The organism is Alteromonas sp. Cnat2-8 (genome assembly GCF_022348355.1).
Classification (GTDB): domain Bacteria; phylum Pseudomonadota; class Gammaproteobacteria; order Enterobacterales; family Alteromonadaceae; genus Alteromonas; species Alteromonas macleodii.
On the sequence record NZ_JAKREX010000003.1, the window covers coordinates 257,884 to 284,852 of the forward strand.

General features: G+C 45.6%; 20 protein-coding genes. 10 read left to right on the top strand and 10 right to left on the bottom strand.

Annotated elements, in window-relative coordinates; genetic code table 11:
• Positions 1 to 15 precede the first annotated feature (15 nt).
• Positions 16 to 2,244 (bottom strand): sulfatase-like hydrolase/transferase, encoded by a 2,229-nt coding sequence (locus tag MHN00_RS08990; protein WP_239300946.1) that lies wholly within the window; start codon positions 2,242 to 2,244, stop codon positions 16 to 18.
• 57 nt (positions 2,245 to 2,301) lie between these two features.
• Between MHN00_RS08990 and ppiC the strand changes: the two genes are divergently transcribed.
• Positions 2,302 to 2,583, top strand: a complete 282-nt coding sequence (ppiC, locus tag MHN00_RS08995; RefSeq protein ID WP_012520075.1) for a peptidylprolyl isomerase PpiC — start codon at positions 2,302 to 2,304, stop codon at positions 2,581 to 2,583.
• A 92-nt stretch (positions 2,584 to 2,675) separates the two neighbouring features.
• On the opposite strand, the gene MHN00_RS09000 is transcribed toward ppiC, so the two are convergent.
• From MHN00_RS09000 to MHN00_RS09010, 3 genes are all read right to left on the bottom strand, one after another.
• Entirely contained in the window at positions 2,676 to 3,422 is a 747-nt protein-coding gene (locus MHN00_RS09000) for a hypothetical protein (protein WP_239300947.1), read from the bottom strand.
• Positions 3,423 to 3,597: 175 nt separating this feature from the next.
• Complete coding sequence (locus tag MHN00_RS09005; protein ID WP_239300948.1) at positions 3,598 to 4,704, bottom strand: FecR domain-containing protein; 1,107 nt, start codon at positions 4,702 to 4,704, stop codon at positions 3,598 to 3,600.
• Positions 4,697 to 5,287: a sigma-70 family RNA polymerase sigma factor gene (locus MHN00_RS09010; protein ID WP_039229032.1), complete on the bottom strand. Its 591-nt coding sequence runs from the start codon at positions 5,285 to 5,287 to the stop codon at positions 4,697 to 4,699. Before MHN00_RS09010 ends, MHN00_RS09005 begins: the two co-directional genes overlap by 8 nt.
• Before the next feature lie 210 nt (positions 5,288 to 5,497).
• Here MHN00_RS09010 and MHN00_RS09015 point away from each other — a divergent pair, with 210 nt between their 5' ends.
• Entirely contained in the window at positions 5,498 to 8,662 is a 3,165-nt protein-coding gene (locus MHN00_RS09015; RefSeq protein ID WP_239300949.1) for a TonB-dependent receptor, read from the top strand.
• A gap of 35 nt (positions 8,663 to 8,697) precedes the next feature.
• On the opposite strand, the gene MHN00_RS09020 is transcribed toward MHN00_RS09015, so the two are convergent.
• Together MHN00_RS09020 and MHN00_RS09025 are read right to left on the bottom strand one after the other, a co-directional pair.
• The gene (locus MHN00_RS09020) at positions 8,698 to 8,880 is read right to left on the bottom strand and encodes a DUF6435 family protein (protein WP_039229326.1); all 183 of its coding nucleotides are present in this window, start codon (positions 8,878 to 8,880) and stop codon (positions 8,698 to 8,700) included.
• Positions 8,881 to 9,044: 164 nt separating this feature from the next.
• Positions 9,045 to 11,372 (bottom strand): TonB-dependent hemoglobin/transferrin/lactoferrin family receptor, encoded by a 2,328-nt coding sequence (locus tag MHN00_RS09025; RefSeq protein ID WP_239300950.1) that lies wholly within the window; start codon positions 11,370 to 11,372, stop codon positions 9,045 to 9,047.
• A gap of 224 nt (positions 11,373 to 11,596) precedes the next feature.
• Between MHN00_RS09025 and MHN00_RS09030 the strand changes: the two genes are divergently transcribed.
• From MHN00_RS09030 to MHN00_RS09040, 3 genes are read left to right on the top strand one after another with little or no spacing between them, the layout of a single operon-like run.
• Positions 11,597 to 12,391, top strand: coding sequence for a DUF4198 domain-containing protein (locus tag MHN00_RS09030; RefSeq protein WP_239300951.1), 795 nt, complete (start codon positions 11,597 to 11,599; stop codon positions 12,389 to 12,391).
• A 25-nt stretch (positions 12,392 to 12,416) separates the two neighbouring features.
• On the top strand, positions 12,417 to 13,316 hold the full coding sequence (locus tag MHN00_RS09035; RefSeq protein WP_239300952.1) for a calcium-binding protein: 900 nt from the start codon (positions 12,417 to 12,419) through the stop codon (positions 13,314 to 13,316).
• Positions 13,316 to 14,755, top strand: a complete 1,440-nt coding sequence (locus MHN00_RS09040; RefSeq protein WP_239300954.1) for a DUF2271 domain-containing protein — start codon at positions 13,316 to 13,318, stop codon at positions 14,753 to 14,755. Before MHN00_RS09035 ends, MHN00_RS09040 begins: the two co-directional genes overlap by 1 nt.
• A 104-nt stretch (positions 14,756 to 14,859) precedes the next feature.
• Here MHN00_RS09040 and MHN00_RS09045 read toward each other — a convergent pair whose 3' ends face one another.
• The 4 genes from MHN00_RS09045 to MHN00_RS09060 all read right to left on the bottom strand — a co-directional run bounded on the left by MHN00_RS09045 (position 14,860) and on the right by MHN00_RS09060 (position 20,875).
• Positions 14,860 to 15,567, bottom strand: coding sequence for a DUF6445 family protein (locus tag MHN00_RS09045; RefSeq protein ID WP_239300955.1), 708 nt, complete (start codon positions 15,565 to 15,567; stop codon positions 14,860 to 14,862).
• Positions 15,546 to 16,289 carry a SapC family protein gene (locus MHN00_RS09050; protein ID WP_014951249.1) on the bottom strand — a complete coding sequence of 248 codons (744 nt, stop codon included), beginning with the start codon at positions 16,287 to 16,289 and terminating at the stop codon, positions 15,546 to 15,548. Before MHN00_RS09050 ends, MHN00_RS09045 begins: the two co-directional genes overlap by 22 nt.
• Positions 16,290 to 16,315: 26 nt before the next feature.
• On the bottom strand, positions 16,316 to 17,884 hold the full coding sequence (locus tag MHN00_RS09055) for a tryptophan halogenase family protein (RefSeq protein WP_239300956.1): 1,569 nt from the start codon (positions 17,882 to 17,884) through the stop codon (positions 16,316 to 16,318).
• Positions 17,885 to 17,968: 84 nt separating this feature from the next.
• The gene (locus tag MHN00_RS09060) at positions 17,969 to 20,875 is read right to left on the bottom strand and encodes a TonB-dependent receptor (RefSeq protein ID WP_168463126.1); all 2,907 of its coding nucleotides are present in this window, start codon (positions 20,873 to 20,875) and stop codon (positions 17,969 to 17,971) included.
• Between the two features lie 541 nt (positions 20,876 to 21,416).
• On the opposite strand from MHN00_RS09060, the gene MHN00_RS09065 reads away from it, so the two are divergent.
• The 5 genes from MHN00_RS09065 to speA all read left to right on the top strand — a co-directional run bounded on the left by MHN00_RS09065 (position 21,417) and on the right by speA (position 26,936).
• Entirely contained in the window at positions 21,417 to 22,574 is a 1,158-nt protein-coding gene (locus MHN00_RS09065) for an NAD(P) transhydrogenase subunit alpha (protein ID WP_239300957.1), read from the top strand.
• 2 nt (positions 22,575 to 22,576) lie between these two features.
• A complete protein-coding gene (locus tag MHN00_RS09070) occupies positions 22,577 to 22,858 on the top strand; it encodes an NAD(P) transhydrogenase subunit alpha (RefSeq protein ID WP_014951245.1) in 282 nt (93 codons plus the stop codon).
• Positions 22,859 to 22,869: 11 nt separating this feature from the next.
• A complete protein-coding gene (locus tag MHN00_RS09075; RefSeq protein ID WP_014951244.1) occupies positions 22,870 to 24,258 on the top strand; it encodes an NAD(P)(+) transhydrogenase (Re/Si-specific) subunit beta in 1,389 nt (462 codons plus the stop codon).
• 186 nt (positions 24,259 to 24,444) lie between these two features.
• Positions 24,445 to 24,867: an arginine decarboxylase gene (locus MHN00_RS09080; protein ID WP_168463127.1), complete on the top strand. Its 423-nt coding sequence runs from the start codon at positions 24,445 to 24,447 to the stop codon at positions 24,865 to 24,867.
• Positions 24,868 to 25,025: 158 nt separating this feature from the next.
• A complete protein-coding gene (gene speA / locus MHN00_RS09085) occupies positions 25,026 to 26,936 on the top strand; it encodes a biosynthetic arginine decarboxylase (RefSeq protein WP_014951242.1) in 1,911 nt (636 codons plus the stop codon).
• Positions 26,937 to 26,969 lie beyond the last annotated feature (33 nt).

The window sequence follows — 26,969 nt, forward strand, 5'->3', positions numbered from 1 at the left end:
TCAAACTAAGCTACTTCAGCTTTTGAGTAGCGAATAAGACAAACTTCTGAGTCCTAAAGCAATTAACAGGATTGGAATTAGCATAATAATACTCCCTCCTCCTGTTCTACTCTCTTGTATTCCACCGTTATTTGTAGAGCCTCCGCCCTGAGCTTCGGAAAGAGTAATCCGTAATGCACTAGAGTTTGAAGTGAGTCCATCGGAAACAGTAAAATTTATGTCTGCTTGGTTTTGAGTAAATGAGGCAGGAATATCGAGATAATAAACAGGTCGTGCAATACTGATATTCTCGTCGATAGATAAATCATCGCTTTGAACCCTCAAGTAGAGCTTATCTTTATTAACATCATTCACAGTGTAGTTAATGGTTAATCTGCTGCCTTTTGAAGCTGTGATAGTTGTATGTAACAAACCGATCGTAGGTGCAACATTCACGGGCAAAACTTTAACGCTCAGTTGCTTTCTAACTGTCTTTTCGTGGTCTTTAGCAATGAACGCAAAGCTGATAAATTGAGCAGTATCCACTTCTGGTACCGTGAAACTAAAACCATTATTCTGTGCCTCGGTTGTTACGTCTGGGCCCATGAATTGGCGATAACTGACGCTTGAGGAAGCACTTCCATTCAATAGATCCCATGATGCAAAAAGCTTGTCTCCAGCATTTGCGAGGGGGCTTGATATCGATAAATCTAGGGATAGGTTATTCGATGTCTGTTCTTCAGGGAGTAGATATTGGTCTGCAGGTTTTCCGATGCTGTAAAAGCTAAATGTTCCTTGTTGATAGTCGGGGTTTTCGAGAGGCAGAGAGGCATTTGTGGATACTAAGTATTCAGATAAAATACTGTCTAATTCTATTAATTTATCTGGCCTCTCATTCGCTAGATTACGGGCTTCTTCTACATCACTTGCAACATTATAAAGGGCGTACCTATGTTCTTCCTTGTCACCGTAAAAAAATGTCTTTATTAGTTTCCAACCGTCGTATAAGACTGTAGCGGAAGGAGGTAACCAATCGGGAACGCGAGGCATTGTGGGATAATATGTGAAAATAGGTCTGGGCGATAAGGTGTCACCACGCAATATTGGGCGAATATCTTCACCATCTACAATATGTCCTTTCGGCATTTCTGCGTTTAACCCACTCAATAAAGTAGGATAAAAGTCAGCAGATTGGATAGGTTGATTGGATAAGGTGTTTGACTGAGTGAGGCCTGGCCATATTATGAATGTAGGTACGCGACTGCCACCATCATATTGCGTCGCCTTACCGCTGCGAAGAGGAAAGTTACTTGTTGGATGAATCTCGCCCAGTACATCATACATATTCCCCCCATTATCCGATGTAAACACGATGATAGTATCATCTATAATTCCAACCTCTTCTAACGCGTCATATAAAATAGCGATAGCATCGTCGAAGTGTTTTACCATTCCTGCGTAAGTTGCACTTCGTTGGCTGTTAAAAGGGGAGCGCTTGTTAATGAAGTGGTCCACAACATCCTGCTTGGCGTTAAAGGGAGCATGTACCGAAAATGGCCAGAAATTTACATAAAAAGGACCTCGACTGTGATTGTTCAAAATCCACTTTTTTGCCTCTTTAGCTAAACGGATGTCTATATGTTCCTCTTCTGTTTCGGGCGTTAAATTCGGAGCGAAAGACCAAGGTGCAAGATAACCTCCGTAAGGGCCAGAGCCGCTGAAGTGCGGAATGTCTATATCGAAACCATGTTCGAGAGGGCTATATGGCGAAGAGCCTAAATGCCATTTTCCAAAATGCGCCGTGTGATAACCCTCGTTCTTTAATACCTTGACCAGAGTAGGAAGTGATGTGTCAAGACGAGTGGCTGTTAGGGGAATGGTTGATAATTGATTTCGGGGACCACTGCTACGTTCAGATGAAGTAAGCCTAACTGTAGGCGTCTCGATATTCGGATTTAAAATACCATGTCGAGCAGGTGTCTGGCCCGTGAGGATAGAAGCTCTAGTCGGGGAACACAATGGGCTATTACTAAATGCCTGAGTAAATGTCATTCCTTTTTGTGCTAGAGCATCTATATTCGGCGTTTCGTAGAACTTATTATGTTGATAGATTGACGTGTCGTTCCAGCCCAAGTCGTCAGCGAGGATAAAAATCACATTTTTTGGCTGGTCAGCCTCCGCCGCAAATGTGAGATGTAAAAAACAAAGTAACATTACAAGCTGGCGCATACCACTCCATTGATATAATAATGTTGAAACATCCAAGATGTGTCGCATTATACGGTATACTGCAATAATTAATACTTCAATATTGGAAGAGGCATGGCAACGGCATCCGCACTTCACATTTTGGTTAAAACAGAGAAAGAAGCGCTTTCTATTTTAGAGCAGCTTAAAAAGGGTAAGGATTTTGCGACGTTAGCAAAGCGTCATTCTAAATGCCCGTCGGGCAAGCGTGGCGGCGATCTTGGTGAATTCCGTAGAGGCCAAATGGTAAAAGCCTTCGACGATGTGGTATTTAAAAAAGACGTGCTCAAAGTACACGGGCCGGTGAAGACCCGTTTCGGCTACCACCTTATTAAAACGCTTTATCGTAGTAATTAAAACCAGAGCCTTTTAAAACCAAAGCCGCTAAAGCCGAAGTAAGCCCGATCCATTCAACAAGCGTTTAAAGTATGTCCTAGCTAATTACCTTGTTAATTGCCGGGCTCCCACTTTTCACCGCATACTGAATTTTTGGTAAATATGGCGTACGGGCTGTTGGTGTCGTGCAGTGAATTGCGTAGCGCTGCGCCGTGATCTACCGTAATAAAAGCTGTGTTAGAGGCCTTACCTTGTTCATCCAGCATAAAGTAGTCGCTGGAGTAGCTTGTTAGCATCATGCGATTGTCGTAACCCATATCGCTTAAGCGAACCCGGGTAATGGCTTTAAATTTAGCATCGGGGTTAGAAAGGCCTACGATTTTCTTAAAAAAGTAGCCTTTATCAGACTGCAGCTGGGAAAAACCATTTAACGTGTTTACCAAGGTTTTTAAATCTATTGCTTCGCGCTGCAGCATGAAGTCGTGCTGGATGGCATTGCCATCTTTTCTAAGGCTGTCTTTCGACGGTGCTTTACCAGCAGTATAGGCCTGCTCTGCTTCCATTGAAGAAAGGTGCGCTTGCCCTTCCTCTGTATAGTGAATCAGTGCGCTCGTATTCATGTTTACGTAGTAGTCGCTGATCCCCGCAGGTACCACTTCAAATAGCATAACATCTGGGGTTACGGCGCCTCGCTCTTCGGGCGTTTGAGGGCCTTTAGCCACGCACTTGTCAGAAATGAAATAGTAATATTGGCCAGCTTCAATGGCGAAAGCTGTATTAGATAGCACCGCGCAGGTGGCCAGAAATAGTAGCCTGGAAGTGAGCTGCTTAATTGCCGTTAAAGTACTGCCTATTTGCATATCAAAGACGCCTTATTGTTTGATGCATTTATCTATCATACCAATGCTTGCCGACTGGTATAAGGCGTCATTGTAAGGGGGAGTTGGTAAAAGCGCGAGTTAAGCTTTAGAACGCGCTTTGTGTTTAGTTTGTAGCTCAATAAAGCTAAGTAAGAACTTATGAGCAAACCCACTGTTAACGGGGGCGAAGGACAATAGTGTCGCTAGAGTAGTCTGTAGATATCTGTAAATTGTCGGCAAGGGCGGCAATAAGCGCGTCTACATCATTGGTGTTGAATAGCCCTGCTACTTGCATGTTAGCAAGCGCAGCATCACCTAAAACAACCGTTTTATCCGTATATCGGCTTACTTCTTCAATCACGTCAATTAATGGCTCGCCGCGAAATACAATCTTGCCCTCACGCCAGCTTAAATCATTCGCGATATCTTCATCTGACACGGTCTCAACGGTGCTGTTAGGCAAAGATAAAAGCGATTTTTCACCTTGAACTAACGTCAGTGGCTGAGCCTGCGGTTTTATAATTGGATCAATAATGCTTTCGCCATTCGCTTTGTTAAGTGTATAGCTGGCGACTTCTACCACGCCTTCGGTAACTACCAGTTCAAGGTCGCCGCGGTGATATTGCACATTAAAAGCAGTACCAACCGCCTGTATGGCTTTACCGGCTGCAAGTACATTGAGCGGGCGGGATTTGTCTTTCGCCACTTCGATATGAAGCTCACCTTTGACAAGCTGAATAATCCGTGAGGTTTCAGTAAAAGCGATGTTCACTTGAGAGTTGGTATTAAGCCATAGTGTACTGCCGTCCTCTAAGCTAATGCTCTTGTGCTCGCCCGGTTTGGTCGAAGCTTGTAACGAGTAGCTTGCCATTTGTGCAACAGGTTCGGTTTGGTTAGACGGCGAGAATAAATTTAGCCCCTGATAACTTAACAGCCCAACCATTAAAAACGAGGCAGCAATGGCCAGCGGGCGCTTCCAAGTCACGGTGTTATTTGCTTTGTGTTTGGCGCTAGGCTCAGGTGTATGAGGTACGATTTCAGCCAGTTCGCTAAGCACCGACATCTTGTCCCACAAGGCTACCATTTCGAGGAAGGTGTCTCGATGCAATGGCGTTGCAAGCCATGTTTTTAGCGCTTGCATTTCTTCGGCATCAAGCCCTTCGTCGAGTTTCACTAGCCATTCGCTAGCGGCATCAAGCACACGCTCATCGCTATTAAACTGTACAACGTTGCTATTGGTGTCTGACTTAGCGTTTTTTGTTTCGTTTGTTAAACTATTCATGGGCGTCTCTCTTTACATCCGCCGTACTGTGTTGCCCACCACTTTGATAAGCATTCGGCCGTGTATGCGACGTCGTTTGTCGTCGCATAAACAAAGTGCATCTTTTTATTCCTTCAGCAATATGCTTTTCCACGGTTTTTTCGCTTATCTCTAATTCTTGGGCAATCTCTTTAAGAGAGTAGCCATACACTTTCTTTAATACAAATGCGCGCCTGCATTGCTTGGGAAGGGCGCGCACTGCGTCACAAAACAACTTAAACTCTTGCTGGGTGGCGTTGTTGTGAAATGTTTCATCTTCAACACCGCTAATTGCGCTTTCCAGTGCTGCTGCAACCTCTACGCTGTCGTCTACCATGCGTGTTTCTGCACGCTTCAAGTGATCGTAGGCCAAGTTTTTTGCGGTTTTAAACAAAAACGACTTGGGCTCTTTAATATGCTCGGTAGATTTCGCCTGACACAAGCGAACATACGTATCCTGCAGTATGTCATCCACTTCTTTAGGCGGCACAAGGCGCGATAGCATTTTGGCCATCGAGCCGCGCGCCGACATATAGGCATTATGTATGGCTGTTTCTATGGGCATATTGTTATTTTTTATCGTTGTTACTGACTAAGACGACAGCCACGCTATTTTCCCCCAGTATTTTCAACATTATCGCTCAAAAATTAAATTTGTTAATGGGTTGTATATAATGCGACGCTAGTTTAAAACAACACCAACAATAACGTGTAGGGTGACGCAGACGCATCACACACTCTAATAATCAATAATAACAATAGCGTAAAACCAAATATGCCTGTGGCAAGTGAACCATTCGACACAATAATCATGCTGCCTTTTAAGCCTAAAGCTTTAACGGTTGCACTGTGCATGATGTCGTTCGGCGCAAGTCACACTGTTATTGCGCAGTCAGTGCTGCCCCACCAACAAGCAGAAGTGATTACACAGAATACATCGCAGGTCTCCGCAATAGATTTCGCTATTCCTGCACAAAGTGCAGACGAGGCAATCATCGCGTTTGCCAATCAAGCCGAGCTGACCGTAGTCTTCCCCTTCAACAAAGTCAGGCATATTTTTGCAAATGAAGTAAGTGGTAACTATACCCCGCAAGTAGCAATAGAAAAGCTTTTGGCTGGTACAGGCCTGAGTGCTGATATTGTCGATAACACCCGAATAAAAATAGTGCCTGCTAGCGATAGTGATGAAAACAATCACTTGCTTGGTCGTCTTTTTAACGCCATTACCGCACAAGACGATAGCTTGGTAACCGTACCTGACGAGCAAGGTAGTTACGATATTGAATACATTGAAGTAAGGGGATTACGAGCGCGTGTTGCTCAATCGGTGGGGATCAAACGCAACGCGAACGTCATCATTGATACTATTCAGTCGGTGGATATGGGCAAGTTTCCCGATCAAAACCTCGCAGAAGCGCTGCAGCGTGTCTCTGGCGTATCTATCGACCGCGCAGAAGGTGAAGGTCAACTTGTTACAGTGAGGGGGTTTGGGCCGGAATTTAATCGGGTGTTATTAAACGGCAGGCCTATGGCAACCGATAAGCTCGGGCGCGAATTCAGCTTTGATACACTGGCCTCTGAGATTGTCAGCAGTGTTACCGTGCACAAACAAAGCCAGGCGACTATGCAGTCAGGTGGCATCGGCGCTACGATCGATGTTCACACCGCTAAACCTCTTTCTTTCAAGGGAATGCGGGCGGCTGGCAGCATCAAAGTGCAGTACGATACTAACTCGCAACAATATGCGCCTTCTACCTCTGCTATGTTCAGCAACACTTATTTGAATAACTCGTTTGGCATTCTAGCCTCTTTTACTCAACACAAGCGTCAAGCGCGACTAGAAGAAGCGCAAATTGATGGTTGGTTGGTAAATACTAACGTACCTGAAAGTGAGCTTTCTGATGACGTTTCTACGCTATATGTACCCAGGAATTACGATCAAAGAGTACGCTTTGACGATAGAACCCGTACGGGGTCTGCGCTCGTTTTACAATATCGACCTAACAACAAGCTCGAGCTTACGGCCGATTATCTGGGGTCAACATTTGATGTTGAAACCTCGGCAACCTCAATGGGACATTGGTTTACATCGAGCAACCTTGAAGATGTTACGGTGGATGAAAACGGCACGGCGGTGGCTTTTTCACAAAATAGCGGGCATGCCACCGACTTTCACGCGCGCACATTTAACCGTTCATCGACTTTGAGGAGCTTCGGTTTTGCAGCGAACTACATCGCAAGCGATAGCGTAATTGTTGATGCTGATCTGTCTTACTCAATGGCCAATGTCGATGACAACAATGGAGAGGGTAATTCTCTCTCGCTTATCGGTTATCTAAATCGCTCTTCATTCGATCATCGTCAGTCGAATATATTGCCTGCAATATCGGGCTTTGAACAAGCCAACCCCCGTCAGGTAAATGCCTTGGGGGAGCCGGTTGGCGTGTCCCATTACTTAGATCCAGCCAACGGCCGTTCCCACGTGATGTTGCGCAGAGGGTGGAGTATTGATGACGATATAGGGCAAGCTAAAATCAATGTAAGTGTGCTTGGGGATGAAAACTGGTTTAGCAAAATTGACGTTGGTGGAGCATTAACTCAGCGCGAAAAAGCCAACGAAAGAAGAGACAACGAAGCAGACGCAAGACACTGCAGCTTTTGCGGCTATTTTGATGCACCAGATATTCCCGATAGCTTCCAAACCATATTTGACGCAGGCGACGATTTTCTTGGGTCGATTAGCGGGCATGAGAACATACCTCATCAGTGGCTGCGTCACGACGGTGATACATTATTCCGTTACTTGGAAAACGCTGGAGATGTCAGTCTAGCCGCTGAAACACGGGGAAGCTCTTTCGCTGTTAAAGAAACAGTGTATGCGGGGTATATTCAAACCGCTATTGAAAAGGACTACGCGCCTTGGTTTATCGATGTGCATGCAGGGCTACGTGCTGAATATACTGATGTAAAGGTAAGCGGTGTCGATGAGCAGTTATCGGCGTTAGTTATTTTAGACCAAACCGAACTGGGGCAAGAGTTTGGCGCCTCGGTAAATATTGATAAATCGTCAAGCTACACAAATCTTTTACCTAGCATGAGCGTTAAAGCCAGCTGGTTAGATAGTTGGGTATTTCGCGCGGCTTATAATCACAGTATCACCCGCCCAACCTTAGAACAGATGGCGCCGGGCGTAACTTACACCACCACGCGACAAGGTGGTGATCTGCGGGCGCGTATCGGAAACGCACAGCTATTGCCCTTTGAGGCAAAAAACATTGATTTGGCCATTGAGCATTACTACCAGGAAAATAGCTATATATCGGCAGGTTACTTTAGAAAAACGGTAGATAATTTCATTGTTAATGAAAGCAGTACACAAACCTTTAATAACGTGACTGACCCTAGCACCGGCACAGATCCAAATGCGGTTGATGATGCTGATGCGTTAGCGCAGTTTTCCGTAATATCTCCTAGCAACGGTGAGTCTGCAACGGTTGAAGGGGTAGAGGTAGCAGTACAGCATTTGTTTGGCGAGTCAGGGTGGGGAATTCAGGCCAATGCGAGCTTTGTAGACAGCAACGCTGAATTAGACACCGCCAATATCCGTTCAACCTTCGCACTTACAGGGTTGTCGGGTGCCAAAAACATGGTGCTGTTTTATGAAAAAAACGCGCTGCAATGGCGGGTGGCCTGGAACCAGCGAGAAGGGTTCTTGCAATCGCTGAACCAAACCCAAAGCACCGAGCCTACCTTTGTTAGCCCCTACAAGCAGTGGGATATGAGCCTTTCATACCAGTTCAGCCCGAGGGTTTCTGTATTTTTTGAAGGTATCAATATTACTAACGAAACCGTGCATAAGCGCGGCCGATTCAGCAATCATCTCTTGCTTGTGCAAGACGCAGGGGCGCGCTACGCCTTAGGTGTAAACATCACGTATTAGTATTCGGTCACACGCAATGTGCAAGCGCCTAGCATTTATGTTCCTTGTGTATTCTTCTCCAGTGTTTCTATTTCTTTCCACAGTTTTTCTGATTGGGCGGTAAGCAATGAATAAGTCTTTATGTCACCGTTTCTTTGCGCGTGCATGGCTTTTTCAAGAAGGGCGTCATACTGCTTCCGCATCTTTTTGGTTGGATTGCTTTTAAAAAGTCCAAACATAGTGAAAGTCCTAAAAAGAGAGATAGCGAGAAAACGTTTGAACAGGAACTTTCGATCACCCATTTTCGTGAACAAACTTTCATAAACATTCATGGGAGAATACTTGAGTGAATAGCAGGCCACTTGGCTAAGTTGAGCTAAGTATGGCCTGCACTTTGGTTACATTAGAACTGGTAAGTGACGTAGGCACTAATACTTCTGCCTGGCTCTGAGTAGCGCTGGTATCCATTACCGCTCACACCGCCAAAGAAACCACCAGTACCGTCTCTTACGCTATTAAGTACTTCCCAGCGGTAATACTCTTTGTCTGTAAGGTTGTAGATCGCCGTGGTAAAGCGCAGGTTTTCAGTAATGTCGTAGTAGGCGAGCAGGTCGAAAACAGCATAGCCTGCAGGCGTATGCGATGGACCTGCACCGTTGTTCAACGAGGTGTAGCTAAGTTGAGTACTTTCTTCTACCCCTTTACTCAAAATTGCGACAAGTTCTGCGCCCCAATCACCTTCATCAGATACGTAGCCTAGTCCAACTGTTGCGGTATCTGGCGATACGGTTTCTAAGTCGTCCCCCGCATTGTTAAAAGCAGACGCGGTGTCGTAGGTACCGTCCAATGCTGTATAAGCAAAACGACCCGCAATGTTATCTGTAAAATTGTAATTAGCAGTAACTTCAAAACCGTCAACAGTCAGTTCGCCCGTATTTTGTGGCTGCGTGAATACATCATCAGTATTGACTACGGTTTCACAACCGAAGCGACCGCACTGCACGGTAGTTACTTCAGTGCCATAAGGCGTTGAATAAGTCTCGTCTTGAATCATGTTAGTGTATTCAGTTCTAAACACCGACACGCTGACATTTCCGTTCTCGAAATCACCAATATAGGTGAGTTCAAAGTTAGTCGATTCTTGAGCATCGAGTTCACTGTTGGCAATACGGTCAAGGTCAATAAACGTGTTACCAGTTATGATATCGGTGACTTCATCGCCTGAGTTTGTACCAAAATACAAGCTTTGGAGCGTAGGCGCTTGGTAGCCCTGGGCAATTCGGGCATTTATAGAGTGGCCTTTTACGAATTCGTAGGTAGCACCAATCTCTCCTACCACCGCACTAAATTCGCTGTCTGTGATACTTAATCCTGTGGGATCTGAAAATGTGCTGTCTACAGTAGGCGTATATTCCGTGGAATCGTAGCGAAGTCCAAGGTTTACGCTTAATTGCTCGCTAAGTTCAACCGTGTCAGCTAGGTAGGCTGTAATTAACGTTTTTTCGGTTTCTGGAACGAAGCTTTGGTCGCGAATAGGGTAGCCGTCTAATATAGGCGAGTCCGCGGTTTGTCCAGCGAACCTGCGGTCGAACATCACCGCTTCTGCGTCCACCTTTTGATAACTAAAGCCATAAATAATCTCATGGTTAAATTCTCCGGTGATTGATTTGGCTAAATCAACATTGAAACTCAATGAGTCCTGGCTGAAATTGCGGTCCTCGGTACGCAATATAGCGTCGCCGTCTGCACTGCCGTAAAGAAAGCTGGTTACACCCGATGAAAACAGCTCTTGATAGTTCAATGTCACATCTATGCTGTCAGCAAACGCTAGGCCTAGGTTTTCGTTGTTAAAGAAAAGCCCAATTCGCTCGCGGTTATTTTCATCCGCTGAGGTGAAGTCAAAATAAGAGTCACTTTGGCGAGAAAGAGGTACGCCGTTCGTTTCTCTGTCCGTTTTTTCGTAAACAAAGCCTAGTTGCTGGTGCTCGGAAAAGTTATAAGCAAGTTTAAGTAAAACTGCATCGACTTGATTATCCATCGGGTCAGCCTGACCACGTGCTGAGCCAGAGATATTCTCACCATGGCTGTGGGCTTCTGTTTCGCTACTGTCGCGCATTGTGTATTGCAATAGCGAGTCGAAGTTACCCGTTCTGTTAGCGACGGTGCCGTGTACTAGCCATTCGTCAGAGCGTGCATCAAAACCGGTTTTCAACTTAACGCCTGTAGCATCACCAGTGGCAGGTAAAAAGTCGCTCGCTTCATTGGTCACGTAGGTAACTGAGCCTGCAAGGGAGCCTGGTCCTTGCGCGACAGCGCTTGGGCCTTTAGTGATATTGACGGCTTTTACGTGTTCCAATTCAATTTCGCCGCGGCTCGATCCATACATTCCATAAGCGGCGAATGAGCTTGGGTTTAGCGTTTCGCCTTGACCGACGCCATCTACAGTTACTGCTACGGCGTCTCCTTCCAAGCCGCGAATGTTGAAGCCATCGTTACCGAAACGGTTACCCGTATCATTAGTTTGTACTCCTGGGATATAGCGAGCGGTATCTTCAATATTTGTAATTGAGCGCTTTGACAGAGTTTGTGCATCCAGCACGGTTTCGACAGTCGTTGTCAGGGTTTCTTCACTTTTGGCCTTTGTAACTGCCAATTCTGATTGTTGAGCTAGGGCAGGAAGTGTTAGCGCACAGCCAAGCGAAATAGCTACCGTTGAGCGTTTAAATTTCATTGTTTTTTCCAATTTTTAATAAAAGTGCAAATAATTAGTATTTCGTATCAACGCTAAGCCTCCTGTTTGCGTCGGTTGATATCATTTTTATTTTTCTTAAATCGCGCCTGTCAAAGCGATTTCTTGACACTTCGTGCGTCAAAAATCGACCGTAATACTATTGATAACTATTATCATTTGCAATAGTATGATTTCACTTTTACACAACTAGAAAATAAAAAACCATGAAAAAACACACGCTCATCAGTTTACCCTTGCTTATTGCAAGCTGCTTCAGTGGCGCTGCTCTAGCCCACGTGGCTTACCTAAAACCGCTTCAGTTTGAACCGGTTAGAGGCGGTAAAGTCACGCTGGATGCATCTTTTGCAGAACAATTTTTTGTACCAGAAGCGGCAATTACGAATGCATCGTTTGAAGTGGTTACCCCTAGCGGCAAGCTAGTGAGTGTGGAGAAGATTGTCGATCTTTCTACCCGTAATGTTCTTGAGCACACTTTAGAGGAAGAAGGGACTTACCAGTTTTCAACCGGAAAACGCATGGGGGCAATTTTTCGCGTGTATGAAAAGGACGGTGAGCGTGGCTCTATGCGAGGTAATGAAAAGCCTCTACCTGAAGGTGCGATACTAAAAGAGCACTTTCAATCAGTTACGTTTGCAACAACGTACGTAACGAAGAAAGGGCCAAGTGAACAGGCGTTAGCGCCAAGAAACGACGGCTTAGAGATCGTGGCAATTAATCACCCTAACAGTTTGTTTGCCAACGAGAGTTTTAATTTCAAAGTTCTGTTTAACGGTAAGCCTGTAACCGATCATGAAGTCTCGGTGTACCAAGGAAAAGATCAGTTCGCCGAAGAATCTGATGTAGAAAAATTAACGACAAATGCCAAAGGGCAAGCGTCATTTACTCCTTCAGCACAAGATGTCTATTTGATGCAAGTAAGACTGCGTACCGACGCGCCTGATGGTGCAGACGTGCCCACTTATAGCTACACCACCACACTTTCATTCGAAGCCTACTAATTAACAAGGGTACAAGGAGATAATTATGTTTAAAACAGTAAGTTTAGCCGTTGTATCTGCGCTTTGTATTAGCGCTTCGGCAGTAGCTGCACCACATAGCGCCAGCGGCATTATATTGACCTATGACTTGAACAAAGACGAGTCACTTCCATTAGAAGAGTTCGTTGATGCCAGACGTGCTCGCTTCAATGCGTCTGATACCAACAAAGACGGTGTACTTGATGAAAGTGAATATGTTTATGAGTGGGAAGGCAAAGTAGAAAAACGGTTAGCTGAAGACAGAAAAGCATCGGTAAAACAAACTCACATACGTTTCCATGCTGTTGACAGCAACGATGACGAGTTCATTACTATTGATGAAGTCAATGCGGTGGGTGAGCGAAGTTTCTCGCGTATGGACAGTGATAATGATGGTGTTGTTGCACTGGGCGACCCTGAGCCAGCACCCCGTCGCTCGGCGTCAGAGGAAAAAGATGACAAACCTGAGCTAGTACAGCGCCCTATGTTGCGCATGCCGACCAGTCACAATATTGAAGGCTTTGTCACCTTATACGACCAAAACGGTGACGAAAAGGTAACAAAAGAAGAGTTTCACGCCGTTCGCAAAGCGCAATTCCAGCGTACAGACGAAAACAGTGACGACAAACTCACAGAGCAAGAATATGTGCTTGAGTTTGAAGACAGACTGGATGCACAGATTGAGAAAACTCATGAAGGACAAATTAAGCAAACTTACGTTCGCTTTGAAGTTCTTGATACAGACGAGAATGGCAAAATGACATTTTCAGAGTACATGGTGTCTGGGTTTAATGCCTTTCATCGCTACGACACTAATGGTGATGGCTACTTAACGTTAGCTGATCCAGCGCCTGCGCCACGTCAGCAGGAGCAAAGTGACACCACCACTGCACAAGTCAGCGAATAATGGTTGGGCGTTTCCTTTTATATCTGGCGGTATTTACCGCCAGCTATGCTGTTAAGGCCGAGTTGTATGTGTTTCCTGCACCATCACCAGAAGCAACCTCCCACACGCTTAACACAGAAATAACCCTGTACGAAGAGCAGACACTTAGCGCCATTGAGCAAAAGAATATTGATCTACTGATTAAAGACACCTATCAAACGTTAGATAAATCAAACGCAACGAGTGCGCTTAGCGAAATTAATCAACGTTACGAAGGTACACTTCCGGCGTGGCTGTACAGTGCCATTAAGCGGTGCGAGGATTGGTTTAATCGGACTGAAGGTAACATAAGCTGCCGCAACGGTGCGCTTTATGACTATTGGGCCGAATATGTTCAAGGTAAGCATGACCTTTCACGTCGCGAAGTGAGACGTCTTGCTCGTGTGGCACGCATTGCTGAGGTCAATTTTAATGACGATAACAGCGTGGCATTTGCGTCACCTATCAAGTGGGATTTATCCGAGTTCACAGCTTCTCTTGCCGTAGATCGTATTGCTAACTACCTGACATCAATTAATATTCGTTCTTACCACATTAGCGCGCAAGGGCTAGAAACCCACGCGTCGAACCAAGGTTTTAGTTGGCAGGGGACCGTGGCGCAAGAGGCTGTAATTCAAAATGGCCGCGCAACGGACGCTGTTAGTAATCCAAGTACCATTGCATTCATCAGGCCGTGGCAACGCCCAGTACTTTCTACTTCAAAGCTGGCGTCTCTAGAAAAAGGCGTGTTAAGCCACAGTGACGGTTGGCCTAGCGCCAAGTTTCAAGCCATATCAGTGGCGGATAACGCATTTGAAGCCATGTTGTTAGCACACTTTTCGGCAACCAAAACAGCGCAGCAAGCCATGGAGTTAGTTAACGCGAACCCATCACTAGCGCTGAAGTTAATTGATGAAAATGGCAGGGTATTTACCAGCAACGCCTATACGGCTCGCACGTCGGGTAAAAACAAGGCTGAAAAAAATGGCCACGCCATCTCAATTGATATCACCTTACCGCTATTTGACATTGCAGATTATCGCGGTCCTTACGTAAGCGTGTGGATAAGCGACGAAAAGAACCGGCTAGTAAAAAGCTTGGCGCTTCGCGGCACTAGCGAAAGATGGCTAGGCGAGCTGCGCACATGGTGGCGAAGAGTGGGTCGGAAAAATGAAGGTTTAGTCGATGGGTTTGCCGGGGCTACAAAGAAAAACGCGCCCTTGCACATACAGTGGGATGGATTGGATGATTTTGGAAAAAGCGCAAACTCTTCGTCGTTAATACTTCACGTTGAAGTGGCGAGAGAACACGGTGGTCGAAGCTATGAGAAAATTCCATTTACCTTTGATAGCCTGACTTCACCAATAACCGTAACGGGCACGGATGAAATCGCGTCTATTACACTTTCACTAATGAATTAGTCGTCTATCTTAAAATTGCAGTAACGTAACGAGCACTACCAAAGGCAGCTATCGCAAATCGCTATCTGAAGTTTTCATAGCCCTCATTATTAGGGCTGAGCGTTTTACCCTTTAAACGTGATACTGGCGTTTGCGGTTAGCCTGCCTTCTTTCACATCAGCAGAATCCGAAATATCGTTAGGTAAACAGCCGCTGTGCAGCAAGTTGGCTGGATACAACACGGCGCGATTAAACATAGGCTCAATACGGGCGATTTGGGTGAACATGGCGGTATCACCGTTTATGTACGCTTTAGGTGGTAACCCTACGCTGGTGGCTTGACGTTTTAAGGTTTTAAAATAGCCTTCGTATTGCGCGGCATTAACCCGCTCTAACCCCGTTTCAATATGTCGATAGAATGCAGTACCGCCCAAAGGCGCGCTAAACAGATAGTGCACCAATGCCCATTCATTATCCTTTTGCGTATCGATGTGCGGAATACATTGAATGGGCGATAAACTTTTCGGCGCTTGATTGGCTATGGAAAGTTGCACTAGGGGTATTTGAAGCGGCTTTTCCACGCCAAAATCTTGTAGCCCATTATGCGAAGCAAGTTGGCTAAACAACAACGGAAGCGAGGTATGTAGGTGTTTGACATACTCCTGGGGCGGGTGACTTCTCACCCCCGGATAAAAGTCGCCATCTTGTTTTGTAAATGGGTGGTGTTGAGCAATTGTTTCTACCAAACTCAGCGGGTCTGGTATGAAACCATCGATAACAACAATCGGTGTGGCTTGCTCACCAACCTTAATCAATTCGTAGTTTGAAACCATGCGTCTGCGTTTTTATTCGCCTTGTTCTTTTTGTCGATAAGGGCATAGATTTGTGCGTTTGACGCTATGAGCGTGTAAATGCTTTGCAGCATGTGTTGTGCATGCAAATCAGCAATCGCGTCAGCACTAAGCGCCGCTAGCTTATCTTCATCAATGGTATATAACCCTGTTATAGACGTTTTGCTTTCGTTTTCAAAGGTAATATCTAGGGTGAATGGTGTGATAAGGTTGTGCTGTTGCAGCGCGGCAATAAAACGTTGATTTTGCGTTTCACCGTCAAGAAGCTGAGCAAGGATCTGCTGCTTTTCTAACAGGTAGTTACTGGGCTCTCCCGTGTTATCAAAAAGCGGTGTGCCTTTTTCTTCGCTTACTGAAGCGTTATCCATATCAATGCACAGCACCCGGTTACTGCTGTCAGCGCTTTGCGCTTCCGTTCCTACATAAAAAGGCAGGCGTTCAAACTGTGCCGGAATATAAACCGCATCCCATTCACCTTGCTGCCAAAATAGGTTTTCCTTTTCTTCAAAACCTAGCAAGGCAGATAAGCCAAATTGTCCTGAGTCGTCAAACTTGGTGATCACCACGGGATAATGCACCACTAGCTTGTTTAGCTCAGAGACCACCACAGGAACAAGGTGCTGATTGGCACTGAGTGACAATGCATCGTCGGTTACTTTCAAATCTGCATGTTGTTTATTATTAATGGCAACCATGTGAGTCATACGTAGGCCCTGCTTATTGATTTACGTTAAACGGCCTGCAGGCCGAATTGGTGAATTTTATTAATAAGTTCGCGATGTTTAGGCAGTTTCTCCACCGCCATGCCGCGAGCTTTTCTGTTCTGCATCAACTGTTGCTTAGCAAAGTCGGCGTTAACCCATTGCTGATGTGCGCCTAAATCTGAGGTAAACCCCATACCGTACAGGACATACTGATAGCTTGCCGCGGGGAATACCTCGTTGTTGCTGGTAAAGTCTTTGTCACTAGGTGGGTGGTATTGCCACAGAGCGAGTAATTCTTTCAATGAATCCGGAATAGTATGACTATCGCGATTGTCCCGCCAAAATGCGCTGTCTTCTCGCTTACTCAACATGTAATGCAGCTTTAAGAAGTCGATAATTCGCTGCCAACGGTAAGAAAAGGTGTCATTAAAGCGCTTTGCCACAATATCCATTACGGCTCGATTTGCTGGCAACTGTTCGGCGATCATTGAGGCAGACAGCTCTACCAGTACAAGCGCTGAAGCTTCTAACGGCTCTAGAAAGCCCGCCGCTAGCCCAACAGCCACGCAGTTATTTTGCCAAAAGTACTGCCTGTGTCCGCTTCGAATAGTAATGTCTTTTACGTTTATCCCATCTATGCCGTTTAACGTGCTGGTTTGGCGAACGTATGTGTCTAAGCGAGCATAGGCGTCATCTTTACTCTGATGCCTACTGGAATAGACGTGGCCTACACCTCGGCGTGACTGCAAACCGATATCCCAAATCCAACCGGCGTCTTGTGCGGTGGAGATAGTGTGGGATGCAATAGGACTTTGCGGGGTGTCATAAGGCACGTGTACTGCTAATGCTCGGTCGATAAAAAGTACATCGTCACAAGGAATAAACGGCACCTTGTAGTGTTCGCCGAGCAGCATAGATTTGAAGCCGGTACAGTCAACAAAGAGGTCGCCTTCTACTGTTACCCCTTGCTTGGTTTGAAGGGCTTTGATATCGCCGTTATTGCTGCTTTCGATGCGGTTAACGTCGGCCAGCACATGGTGTACACCTAGTTTTTCAGTGCAGTGTTTGGTTAAAAAGGCGGTAAATTTTCCTGCATCTAGGTGATAAGCATAGTTAGCGGTGCCTGCAAACTCTGCGTGGCGTATGCTTTTAGGTGCACAACCTGCTTCGCATATAGCTTCCTGAACACATACTGCATGGGAAAAAGACTCGTTTAATTCTGGTGCTACAGTCTGCCAGTAGGGACCTAAATTTGTTTGCGAAAACCCTTGGGGCAGCATGAGAGGGTGGTAGTAAAAATCGTGCTCTTCACCAGTGGTCCACTTAGCAAACTTTGCTCCTTGCTTGAATGTGGCGTCGCATTCTTTGATGAAAGTGGTTTCGCTAATACCCAATGCAATTAGTGTTGAGCGCATGGTTGGCCAGGTGCCTTCGCCCACGCCAATAATAGGCACATTGGGGCTTTCTATTAAGGTTACTTTAATGTCTTTGCGGGTAGCGCATTGATGTTGCGCTGCAATACGACCAGCCGTTAGCCACCCTGCGCTACCGCCACCAACTACTACAATGTGCGTTATGGGAGTTGCTGTTGTCATACTGATTTCCTGAATAAAAACTGTGGCTACCAAATGGTAGCCACGAATGTGGGACCAACAAATGCCGGCCCCAATTACGCGAAACTAAAAGTTTCCGCGCACACCGAAGGCCCAACGTCTGCCGCTGTCTTCAACCAACAGCAAGTGATTAGAGAAGCGACCGCGTTTATGTACAAACTCTTCTGTAAGGTTAATACCTTCAAAGAAGATTTCTACATTGTCTGTCACGCTGTAGCTACCGCTAATGTCAAGCTGTTGATAAGACTCAACAATGGTTGGGCCGTCACCCTGCCCTTGTGTTAACGACTGAACGAACTCATCACGCCAGTTATAGGCAAGACGAATTTGATAATCGTCAGTTTCATAAAATGCCACCAAGTTGTAAGAATCGCTTAACCCGGTTAGTGCAAATACCTGATTAATATCGAATGGATCGAGTTCGGCGTCACTGTCAACGATAGTTCCGTTGGCAAGCACCCCAAAGCCATTATCGAAAGTGTGCTGAAGCGCAAGCTCGAAGCCGTCTACCGTTGCGTCTTCACCGTTATTTGGCAGAGTATTGGTAAACACAGCAACGTCGTCACCCGCATCTGGCGCGCTAGCGTTAGTGCCTGTAGAAGGGTCGGTTAGCAGGCTGCCGTCAGCAAGCTCAAAGGTTTTGTCTTCTTGACTATTAACAATAAAGTTCGATACCAGCTTTCTGAAGTAACCAATCGATGCATAGCTTGCTTCGTCATAGTAATACTCTAGTGACAAGTCCAAGTTATCCGATTTGAATGGCTCTAACGCAGGGTTACCACTGGTAGATGTTAAGTCACCACCTTGGCGGGTGGTTGTAATTACCGTTACCGGCGACATGCTGTTAAGCGTAGGGCGAGTAATAGTTGAACTCGCCGCAAAGCGCGCAATTAAGTCGTCGGTAATTTCCAAACGTACGCTGAAGTTTGGCAATAGCACGTCGTAATCAGACTCAGTGGCAATACTTTGCGCATCGCCAAAACCAGCCAGCATTTCGGTTTGATCCAGAATCGTTAAGCCCGTTATTGGCGCTTGCGTTCCGTTAACCGTCACATCCGTCATTTCATAACGCACACCAGCGGTTGCGCTTAAGAACATGTCTGCAACTTCGCCTTCAAAGTCGAATTCCATATAGGTAGAGATAATATCTTCTTCAACTTCAAAGCTGTTATTACGACGCACCGCATCAAAACTAATCGACTCACCATTTACGCTTTGATAATAAGATTCTAAAAACGCAAAGTTGGCTTCGCCATCATGGGCAAGCCAAGAGGTGGGCATGCGACCGCTACCACTTACGTCAGAAAGAAAATCGCTGCCTGCGTCAAAAACGTATTGGCTGCCTGCTGGGATCTCAGGTAAGTCTGGGTAACCACAGTAAGTACAGTGAATACCTACACCTTCATTGTCCCAACGGGTAAGTGATTTGGTTTCGGTGCTGTACTGTGCGCCAAAGCGAATTTCAGTTAAGCCGCTGCCATCTGTTACGTATTCGCCGTCAAAGCGCAGCTGGCTCACTTCATCTTCTACCGCCCAGCCTCGACGCAGCATTACGTGAGCTCGGCTGTTCGCTTCATCAAGATGATTGCTAACACCATCAGGTGTCAGTGCAGGGTTATATATAGGGAAGCCGTCAGGACCCGTAACAATCGCGCCATCTAGTTCTTGTTGTCCGCTATAAATATTGTCATTAGGCGAAGCGAACATGCTGGCAACTGGTAAAATGTTGTCATCTACTTGGAATCGTACGCGGTTGGCATAACCAATAAGTGAAAGCTGATCGCCGCCACCATTATTGGCTTCGCGTTCGGCTTCTGAATGACTTAAATCAAACGATAAATTCAGATTATCAGAGTACTGGTAATCAAAGTTAAGGCCTATGGCATAGGTATCAGTTAAACGGTCGAACGTTTTGGCGTGCATATCGGTCGCCAAACCTACCTCTTGGTATAAATCGACAATAGTACCGTTTGCATCAACCGTTGGGCTGCGGCGATTGCCGTTTTCATCAAACAGGCTGCCGTCATCACCTACACCCTGAATGTTAGGCGCGGTAAACCAGTGGCCGTACGACGTTGCTTCAGACTCTACGTCAAAATCTGAATACAGTGCGTCAGCAGTTACTACCAGTTTGTCGTTAGGTGCATATTGGAATACAAGATTAGCGTTTGTTCGGGTACGCTCTTCAAAGGTCACTTTGTGATCGTAGTTTCGCGGTGAAAATACATTGCCTGTCCAAGCGTCGCCTGACTGCGTAACAGGGTTTGGCACGCCAACGTTCTCTAGCCAACCGTCCATCTGAGCCTGGTTAAGGCGAGTCTCACGCTCTTGGTGTGAAACGGCAAGTAATACACCGAAGGTGTCGTCATTGAACGTGTTGCTAATAAGGCCAGAAAATTGCGGCGTAGTTTCTTCGCTATTTTCGTCGTACACGCCTTTTACCGAGCCCGCCATTTTAAAACCGTTTAATGCGAACGGGCGCGCGGTATTAATATTAATGGTAGAGCCTACACCACCAGACTGCATTGTGGCCGTTGACGTTTTATGCACATCAAGGCTGCTTACTAACTCAGAAGCAATCGTGTCGAAACTGAACGCACGCGAATCGTTTTCAGACGCCATTTGACGGCCATTTACCAACACGGTGTTAAACTGTGGTCCAAAACCACGTACGGTAATTAGCTGGCCTTCACCGCCTGAACGGTCGATAGATACGCCGGTAATACGCTGTAGTGATTCAGCTAAGTTGGTATCGGGAAAATCACCGATGTCTTCTGCGCTAATGGCGTCGACTACGCCAGCAGAGCTGCGTTTAACATCCATCGATTTTGCAACCGATGAGCGGATACCACTTACCTCAATCACTTCTACGTCTTTATTGGGTTGCGCGTCTTGGGCAAATGCACTATTCGCAGAAATAGCCGACGCTAAAACTGCTGCCACTGAGCATGCAAGCTTGGTTTTCCTATACATGATGGTGTGTGTCCTAATCGTTAATTTTAATGCGCCTTATGGTGTGCACCCCACTTGGCTTTCTCTCACAGCATTTCGCTGTTAATTCATCAAGACGACACGGTTTGTAAAATCCCCCAAATTTATTTAACAATTTTTTAAATTAATTGAATCACCTTATTTAAAAGGCGTGATTTCTTCGACATCGATTATCGTATTTCACCTTTACGTGTGTTTAAAAAGTGCACAATTATTAATGTATTCACAGAATAAATGCTTCTTTATCCACTTCATTTATCGCCTGTATGCCATTTCTATATAAATATTAGTTATGACTCGTAAGTAAATGATACTAGTGATGTATGCCCATATAGCGTAGCTTTGCCGCAGTTTCGCTTGAAAAATAAGCGGAATAAGGGGTGCTATTCGAAGCAAAATAAATACAGAAATTGCCTGTTCTGTTTTTGATTTCGCTAGAGAATGCTAGGCATAAGTGAATAAAATGGCTTAGTACTGTTTAAAGGGTGTCATTCTCGGATAGCCGGAATGTGAGGAGAAGCGTGTGAAAATCATAATATTAAATGAGTCAAAAGCGCCAGATCCGCTAAATAATGTGGAGAAGCGATGTGCGGCTACACCTAGTAGTGCACAGCGTCTGGTGAAAAAAGGGGCGACCTTACTGCTTGAAGCAGGAGCAGGCGTACACTCAGGGTATTCAGATAAAGAATACAAAGATGTAGGCGTAACTGTCATCGATGATGTGAATGATGCATTATCAACAGCAGATATGCTCGTGGCGGTGAACAAACCCACCGATGCACAGCTAGCGTTGATGAAAAAAGGGGCCATTGTGGTAGGCCATCTCGACCCTTTCTTTCAGCAATCGCTTGTTGAGTCTATTGCAGAAAAGGGGCTAACCGCTATTTCTGTAGAGATGATCCCTCGTTCTTCTCGTGCACAAAAAATGGACGCATTGAGCTCGCAAGCGAGTCTTGCGGGTTACGTAATGGTGATGCAGGCGGCGAATCAGTTGCCATCAATATTACCTATGATGATGACACCGTCAGGAACAATAAAACCAGCAAAGGTATTTATTATTGGAGCTGGCGTAGCGGGTCTTCAAGCTATAGCAACCGCGAAACGCTTAGGCGCAAACGTACTTGCTTATGACACCCGCCCTGTGGTGGCTGAGCAAGTAGAATCGCTAGGTGGCAAATTCCTTAAGATCGACATTGGGGAAACAGGCCAAACGAAGGACGGTTATGCAAAAGAACTGACCGATGAACAAAAAGCGAAGCAGCAAGAAGCGCAACGCGACGCGATTGCCGACTCTGACATTGTTATTACGACAGCGCAGTTATTTGGTCGCAAACCACCAGTGCTTATCTCAAAAGATACATTAGCACTCATGAAGCCGGGCAGTGTGGTTGTAGATATGGCCGCAACATCAGGTGGTAATGTTGAAGGTTCGGTTGCTGGCGAAACCGTTGAAGTTAACGGTGTAAAGGTAATTGGTAATGGTAACTGGAGCCAGTATGTGGCTAAAGCCGCCACCGACATGTACGCCAATAACATCTGCAACCTTGTGGATGAGTTCTTTGACGATGAAACCAAAACCTTTGGGCTGAATTTAGAAGACGACATTCTGGCCGGCTGTGTTATTACCCACGACGGTAGCATCACCAACGACATGCTTAACAACGCATACAAAGGAGCCTAATCATGGAAATCATTTACCTACTTTTCATCGTGCTACTGGCTGCTTTTTTGGGTTTTGAGTTAATTCGAAAAGTCCCAGCAACCTTACATACCCCCTTAATGTCAGGCTCTAACGCGATATCGGGTATTACGTTAGTGGGAGCATTGGTAGCCTCGGGTAGCGACAACAACTTGCTAACGACCATTCTTGGTACCGCAGCGGTGGCGCTGGCCAGCATCAACGTGGTGGGTGGTTATCTCGTTACTGATCGCATGCTTGGCATGTTCAAGAAAAAAGATAAATAAGGAGTACGCAAGTGAGTGATATCGTAACCGTAATAAACCTTGCGTACGTAGTAGCTGCGGCACTATTTATACTAGGACTTAAGTTACTTAGCCATCCAGATACCGCGAAAAAAGGTAACTTTATTTCTGCCATTGGTATGCTGGTTGCTGTCGTCGTCACCCTGCTTGACCAGCAGATCATTAGCTATCATTACATCCTGCTAGGTTTTGTTATTGGTGGCGCCTTTGGTGCGTGGAAAGCCAAGACCGTTGAAATGACGGCAATGCCAGAAATGGTGTCGTTATTTAATGGCTTTGGTGGCGCAGCGTCATTGCTTCTGGGTTGGGCAACATTAGCCGGAATGAGCCTAATTACTCTTAAAACTGAAAGTGCGTTTACTTTTATTACCCTGTTTTTCACAATTTTAGTTGGGGGCATTACGTTCTCTGGCTCGGTGGTAGCCTGGGGTAAGTTGTCAGGAAAAATGAGCTCTAAAGCCGTTATTTTCACAGGGCTTCGCGAGCTAAGCATCTTGCATCTAATTGGCATGGTGGTGATAGGTTATTTCTTTACTACCGACCCAAGCAACCCACTTTGGATTTACTGTGCTATTGCGTTGTCACTAAGCTTCGGCTTGTGGGCTACCATTTCAATTGGTGGTGCAGATATGCCGGTGGTTATTGCGCTTTTAAATAGCTACTCAGGTGTAGCAGCGTCGGCGGCAGGTCTTGCTACAGGTAACACAATATTGATTGTTACCGGTTTACTAGTAGGCGCGTCAGGCTTAATTCTTACCAATATTATGTGTAAGGCCATGAACCGTTCATTGATGAATGTGTTGTTGTCTGGCTTTGCCAAGCCAGTCGAGGCCGGCGAAAAAATAGAAGGCGAGATTAAAGTACTGTCGGCGCAAGATGCATTTTATGTATTAGAAGCAGCGCAAGCAGTACTGGTGGTGCCTGGTTATGGTATGGCGGTTGCGCAAGCGCAGCATGCGGTACGTGAACTTCAGTCGTTGCTAGAGGAAAATGGCTGTACGGTTGACTACGCCATTCACGCTGTAGCGGGGCGTATGCCGGGCCACATGAACGTTTTATTGGCAGAAGCTGACGTGCCTTATGACCAACTATACGAGATGGATGACGTTAACCCTCGTATGGAAAACTATGACGTGGTTATTGTTATCGGTGCAAACGATGTAGTTAACCCAGCAGCCAAAGAGATGAAAGGCAGCCCTATTTACGGAATGCCAGTTATCGAAGCACACCGTGCGAAAACGGTCTTTGTACTTAAGCGTTCTGCGAATGCCGGTTTTGCCGGTGTAGACAACCCGCTGTTTTTCAAAGACAACACGCGCATGGTTCTGGGTGACGCTAAAGACACTATTAACAGCATTATTCGCGAGTTCGGAGACGACTAATACAGCGTATCTCTTTGAGACATCTTCTATAAAGGCCTGTTTAAAACACAGGCCTTTTTATTGGGTATTAAACTTAATTATAAAGTACTCAACTATAGTTGTAGTTGATGCTTATCAGCTCTAGTATGTGAATGCTATAGATGTTGAGTTAGCTATTCATATAGTCGCATAGAGATGTACGAGTAAATGTCTACGACCCCTTTTCATATTGAGCCGTTTAGAAATTGTATTTTGGTCACGCTTCGCGGTAAGTGGGATATGTCCACGAACATTCAGTACCTTGCTAAGCTTTCTGATTGCTTGAAAACCCGTAAAGGCAGACCCTTTCACTTATTTGTAGACATGCGTAGTTGGCAAATCCCCAATTCTGATACCTTCAATCAAATAAAAGCGCCCATTAAGTTAGATAGGCGAAGTCAGCTCAGCGAGACATGGCTAGAAGATGAAGCAACAGATGCTGATCACATTGCAGAGAAGTTTTTTAGCGCGCCATCAATTAAACTGGGATTTGAACTTGAACGTACTCAAAGCATCTCAGAGTTTATAACCCTTTGTGAAGAAAAAGCAGATAACGTTGTTATAGATTATGTTCGAACTTGGATAGGCTAAAAAAGCCCGCGTTCGATAAACAAAATTCGTCGCGACAATAGATATTTTATATCGCAACAACTATCGCGTTCAGTCTTACGTTGACTATAATACGCTGCTTATTTTCGCACTTTCTACGCTAGGTATTGGCCTAGCCCACTTACAAATAGGTGAATAAATTGTCAGATTGGAGCATCGAAGAAGCGGAGCGCGTCTATGGCGTGTCTCAATGGGGTGGCGGCTATTTTCAAATTGGTGAAAACGGCAACGTCCATATTACCCCTGTTCCTGAAGATCCTAGCATTCGAATCGACTTTAATTCGGTAATTGAAGATATCCGCAAAGAAGGCGTACAGTTTCCTGTTGTTGTGCGCTTCCACGATATTCTGCGCTCGCAAGTTGCAGGCTTGAACAAAGCATTTAGAAGCTCCATCGAAGAAGCCGAATACCAAGGCCAGTACCAAGGTGTGTATCCGGTAAAAGTAAACCAAATGCGCGAAGTGGTTGAGGAAATTGTCGATGCGGGCAAGCCATTTAACTATGGCTTAGAAGCGGGGTCAAAAGCCGAGCTTCTGACTGTGCTTGCCATGAATACTAACGAAGAGTCTCTGACTATCCTAAATGGTTATAAAGACGACGAAGTTATGCGTCTTGCGCTGTTAGGAAGAAAGCTGGGTCGCCGCGTTGTGGTAGTAGTTGAAAAATACACCGAGCTTCTTCTTCTGGTAAAAATAGCCAAAGAGCTGGATATCGATCCTATCATTGGTGTGCGCTCAAAAATGACGGTGAAAGGTCGTGGTAAGTGGGAAAGCTCTGGTGGTGAACGTGCGAAATTTGGTTTAACCATTACTGAGATCATTAACGCAGCCCGCTACCTTGAAGAGCAAGGCATGGCACACTGCTTAAAGCTGCTGCATTTCCATATTGGTAGCCAATTAACAGACATTCGTGCGGTTAAAGAAGCGGTAACCGAAGGCGCGCGTATTTACGCAGACCTTCACAAAATGGGCTTCGAGCTAGATTATGTTGATGTAGGCGGTGGCCTTGGTATCGATTACGACGGCAGTAATTCAACTAATGAATCGTCGCGTAACTACAGCATGCAAGAGTATGTTGCTGACGTTGTCTATGGCATGAAGGAAATGTGCGACCTTGAAGGCGTACCGCATCCGCATCTGGTTAGTGAAAGTGGACGTGCAATCACTGCGCATCACAGCTGTGTTATCACGGAAATTGTGGGCGAAATTAAGTCGAATGCGTCGCAAATGGATACATCAGCAAAAGCGGGTGAACACTTCTTCCTTAAGAATATGCGCGAACTTGCAGACACGTTTGATGAACAAACGAACATGCATGAAATTTACAACGACGCGTCTCAGTATAAAGAACAGGCGCTAGATGCATTTAAATTACGCGTGTTGTCACTTGAAGAGCTGGGCAAAATCGAAACGCTGTACTGGCAAATTATGGGTCGCTTACAGCAGTGGTATCGCAACGAAGAATATGTTCCAGAAGAGCTTCAAGAGCTAGATTACAGTTTGTCGTCTCAGTACCTTTGTAATTTCTCTGTATTCCAGTCGGCTGCTGATACATGGGCCATCGACCAGTTGCTGCCGGTAGTGCCTCTTATTCGTATGAATGAAGAGCCAACGGTCAATTGCTCGCTAGTGGATATTACCTGTGATAGCGACGGTAAAATTGATCAGTTCACTATTGGCCGTGAAATTACTGACGTACTGCCAATGCACCCACTTAAGAAAGATGAGCCGTACTACATTGGTTTGTTCTTAACGGGCGCTTATCAAGACGTTATGGGCGACATGCACAACTTGTTTGGTCGCTTAAATGAAGTGCATATTTACAGCTATGACGACGATCCTGAAGACTTTTACATTGAAGAAGTGGTGAAGGGCTCATCGGTAGAAGATGTACTTAACGTTATGCAGTATAACCCGCGCGCAATGGCATCAGACGTAAAACGCATGATAGACAAGCAAGTGTGGGACGGAAAATTGAACCCTCGTGAAGGGGTTCGCTGGACTGATTTTTACGAAAACTGTTTGGCAGGTTATACCTATCTAAAACAGTAGCGTTTAATATCTGAATGAAAGTACCGAAAAGCC

Excerpts from the sequence above, each read along its gene's own strand:
- ppiC (WP_012520075.1), top strand. The coding sequence starts at position 2,302 with ATGGCAACGGCATCCGCACTTCACATTTTGGTTAAAACAGAGAAAGAA.
- MHN00_RS09000 (WP_239300947.1), bottom strand. The coding sequence starts at position 3,422 with ATGCAAATAGGCAGTACTTTAACGGCAATTAAGCAGCTCACTTCCAGG.
- MHN00_RS09005 (WP_239300948.1), bottom strand. The coding sequence starts at position 4,704 with ATGAATAGTTTAACAAACGAAACAAAAAACGCTAAGTCAGACACCAAT.
- MHN00_RS09010 (WP_039229032.1), bottom strand. The coding sequence starts at position 5,287 with ATGCCCATAGAAACAGCCATACATAATGCCTATATGTCGGCGCGCGGC.
- MHN00_RS09015 (WP_239300949.1), top strand. The coding sequence starts at position 5,498 with ATGCCTGTGGCAAGTGAACCATTCGACACAATAATCATGCTGCCTTTT.
- MHN00_RS09020 (WP_039229326.1), bottom strand. The coding sequence starts at position 8,880 with ATGTTTGGACTTTTTAAAAGCAATCCAACCAAAAAGATGCGGAAGCAG.
- MHN00_RS09025 (WP_239300950.1), bottom strand. The coding sequence starts at position 11,372 with ATGAAATTTAAACGCTCAACGGTAGCTATTTCGCTTGGCTGTGCGCTA.
- MHN00_RS09030 (WP_239300951.1), top strand. The coding sequence starts at position 11,597 with ATGAAAAAACACACGCTCATCAGTTTACCCTTGCTTATTGCAAGCTGC.
- MHN00_RS09035 (WP_239300952.1), top strand. The coding sequence starts at position 12,417 with ATGTTTAAAACAGTAAGTTTAGCCGTTGTATCTGCGCTTTGTATTAGC.
- MHN00_RS09040 (WP_239300954.1), top strand. The coding sequence starts at position 13,316 with ATGGTTGGGCGTTTCCTTTTATATCTGGCGGTATTTACCGCCAGCTAT.
- MHN00_RS09045 (WP_239300955.1), bottom strand. The coding sequence starts at position 15,567 with ATGGTTTCAAACTACGAATTGATTAAGGTTGGTGAGCAAGCCACACCG.
- MHN00_RS09050 (WP_014951249.1), bottom strand. The coding sequence starts at position 16,289 with ATGACTCACATGGTTGCCATTAATAATAAACAACATGCAGATTTGAAA.
- MHN00_RS09055 (WP_239300956.1), bottom strand. The coding sequence starts at position 17,884 with ATGACAACAGCAACTCCCATAACGCACATTGTAGTAGTTGGTGGCGGT.
- MHN00_RS09060 (WP_168463126.1), bottom strand. The coding sequence starts at position 20,875 with ATGTATAGGAAAACCAAGCTTGCATGCTCAGTGGCAGCAGTTTTAGCG.
- MHN00_RS09070 (WP_014951245.1), top strand. The coding sequence starts at position 22,577 with ATGGAAATCATTTACCTACTTTTCATCGTGCTACTGGCTGCTTTTTTG.
- MHN00_RS09080 (WP_168463127.1), top strand. The coding sequence starts at position 24,445 with ATGTCTACGACCCCTTTTCATATTGAGCCGTTTAGAAATTGTATTTTG.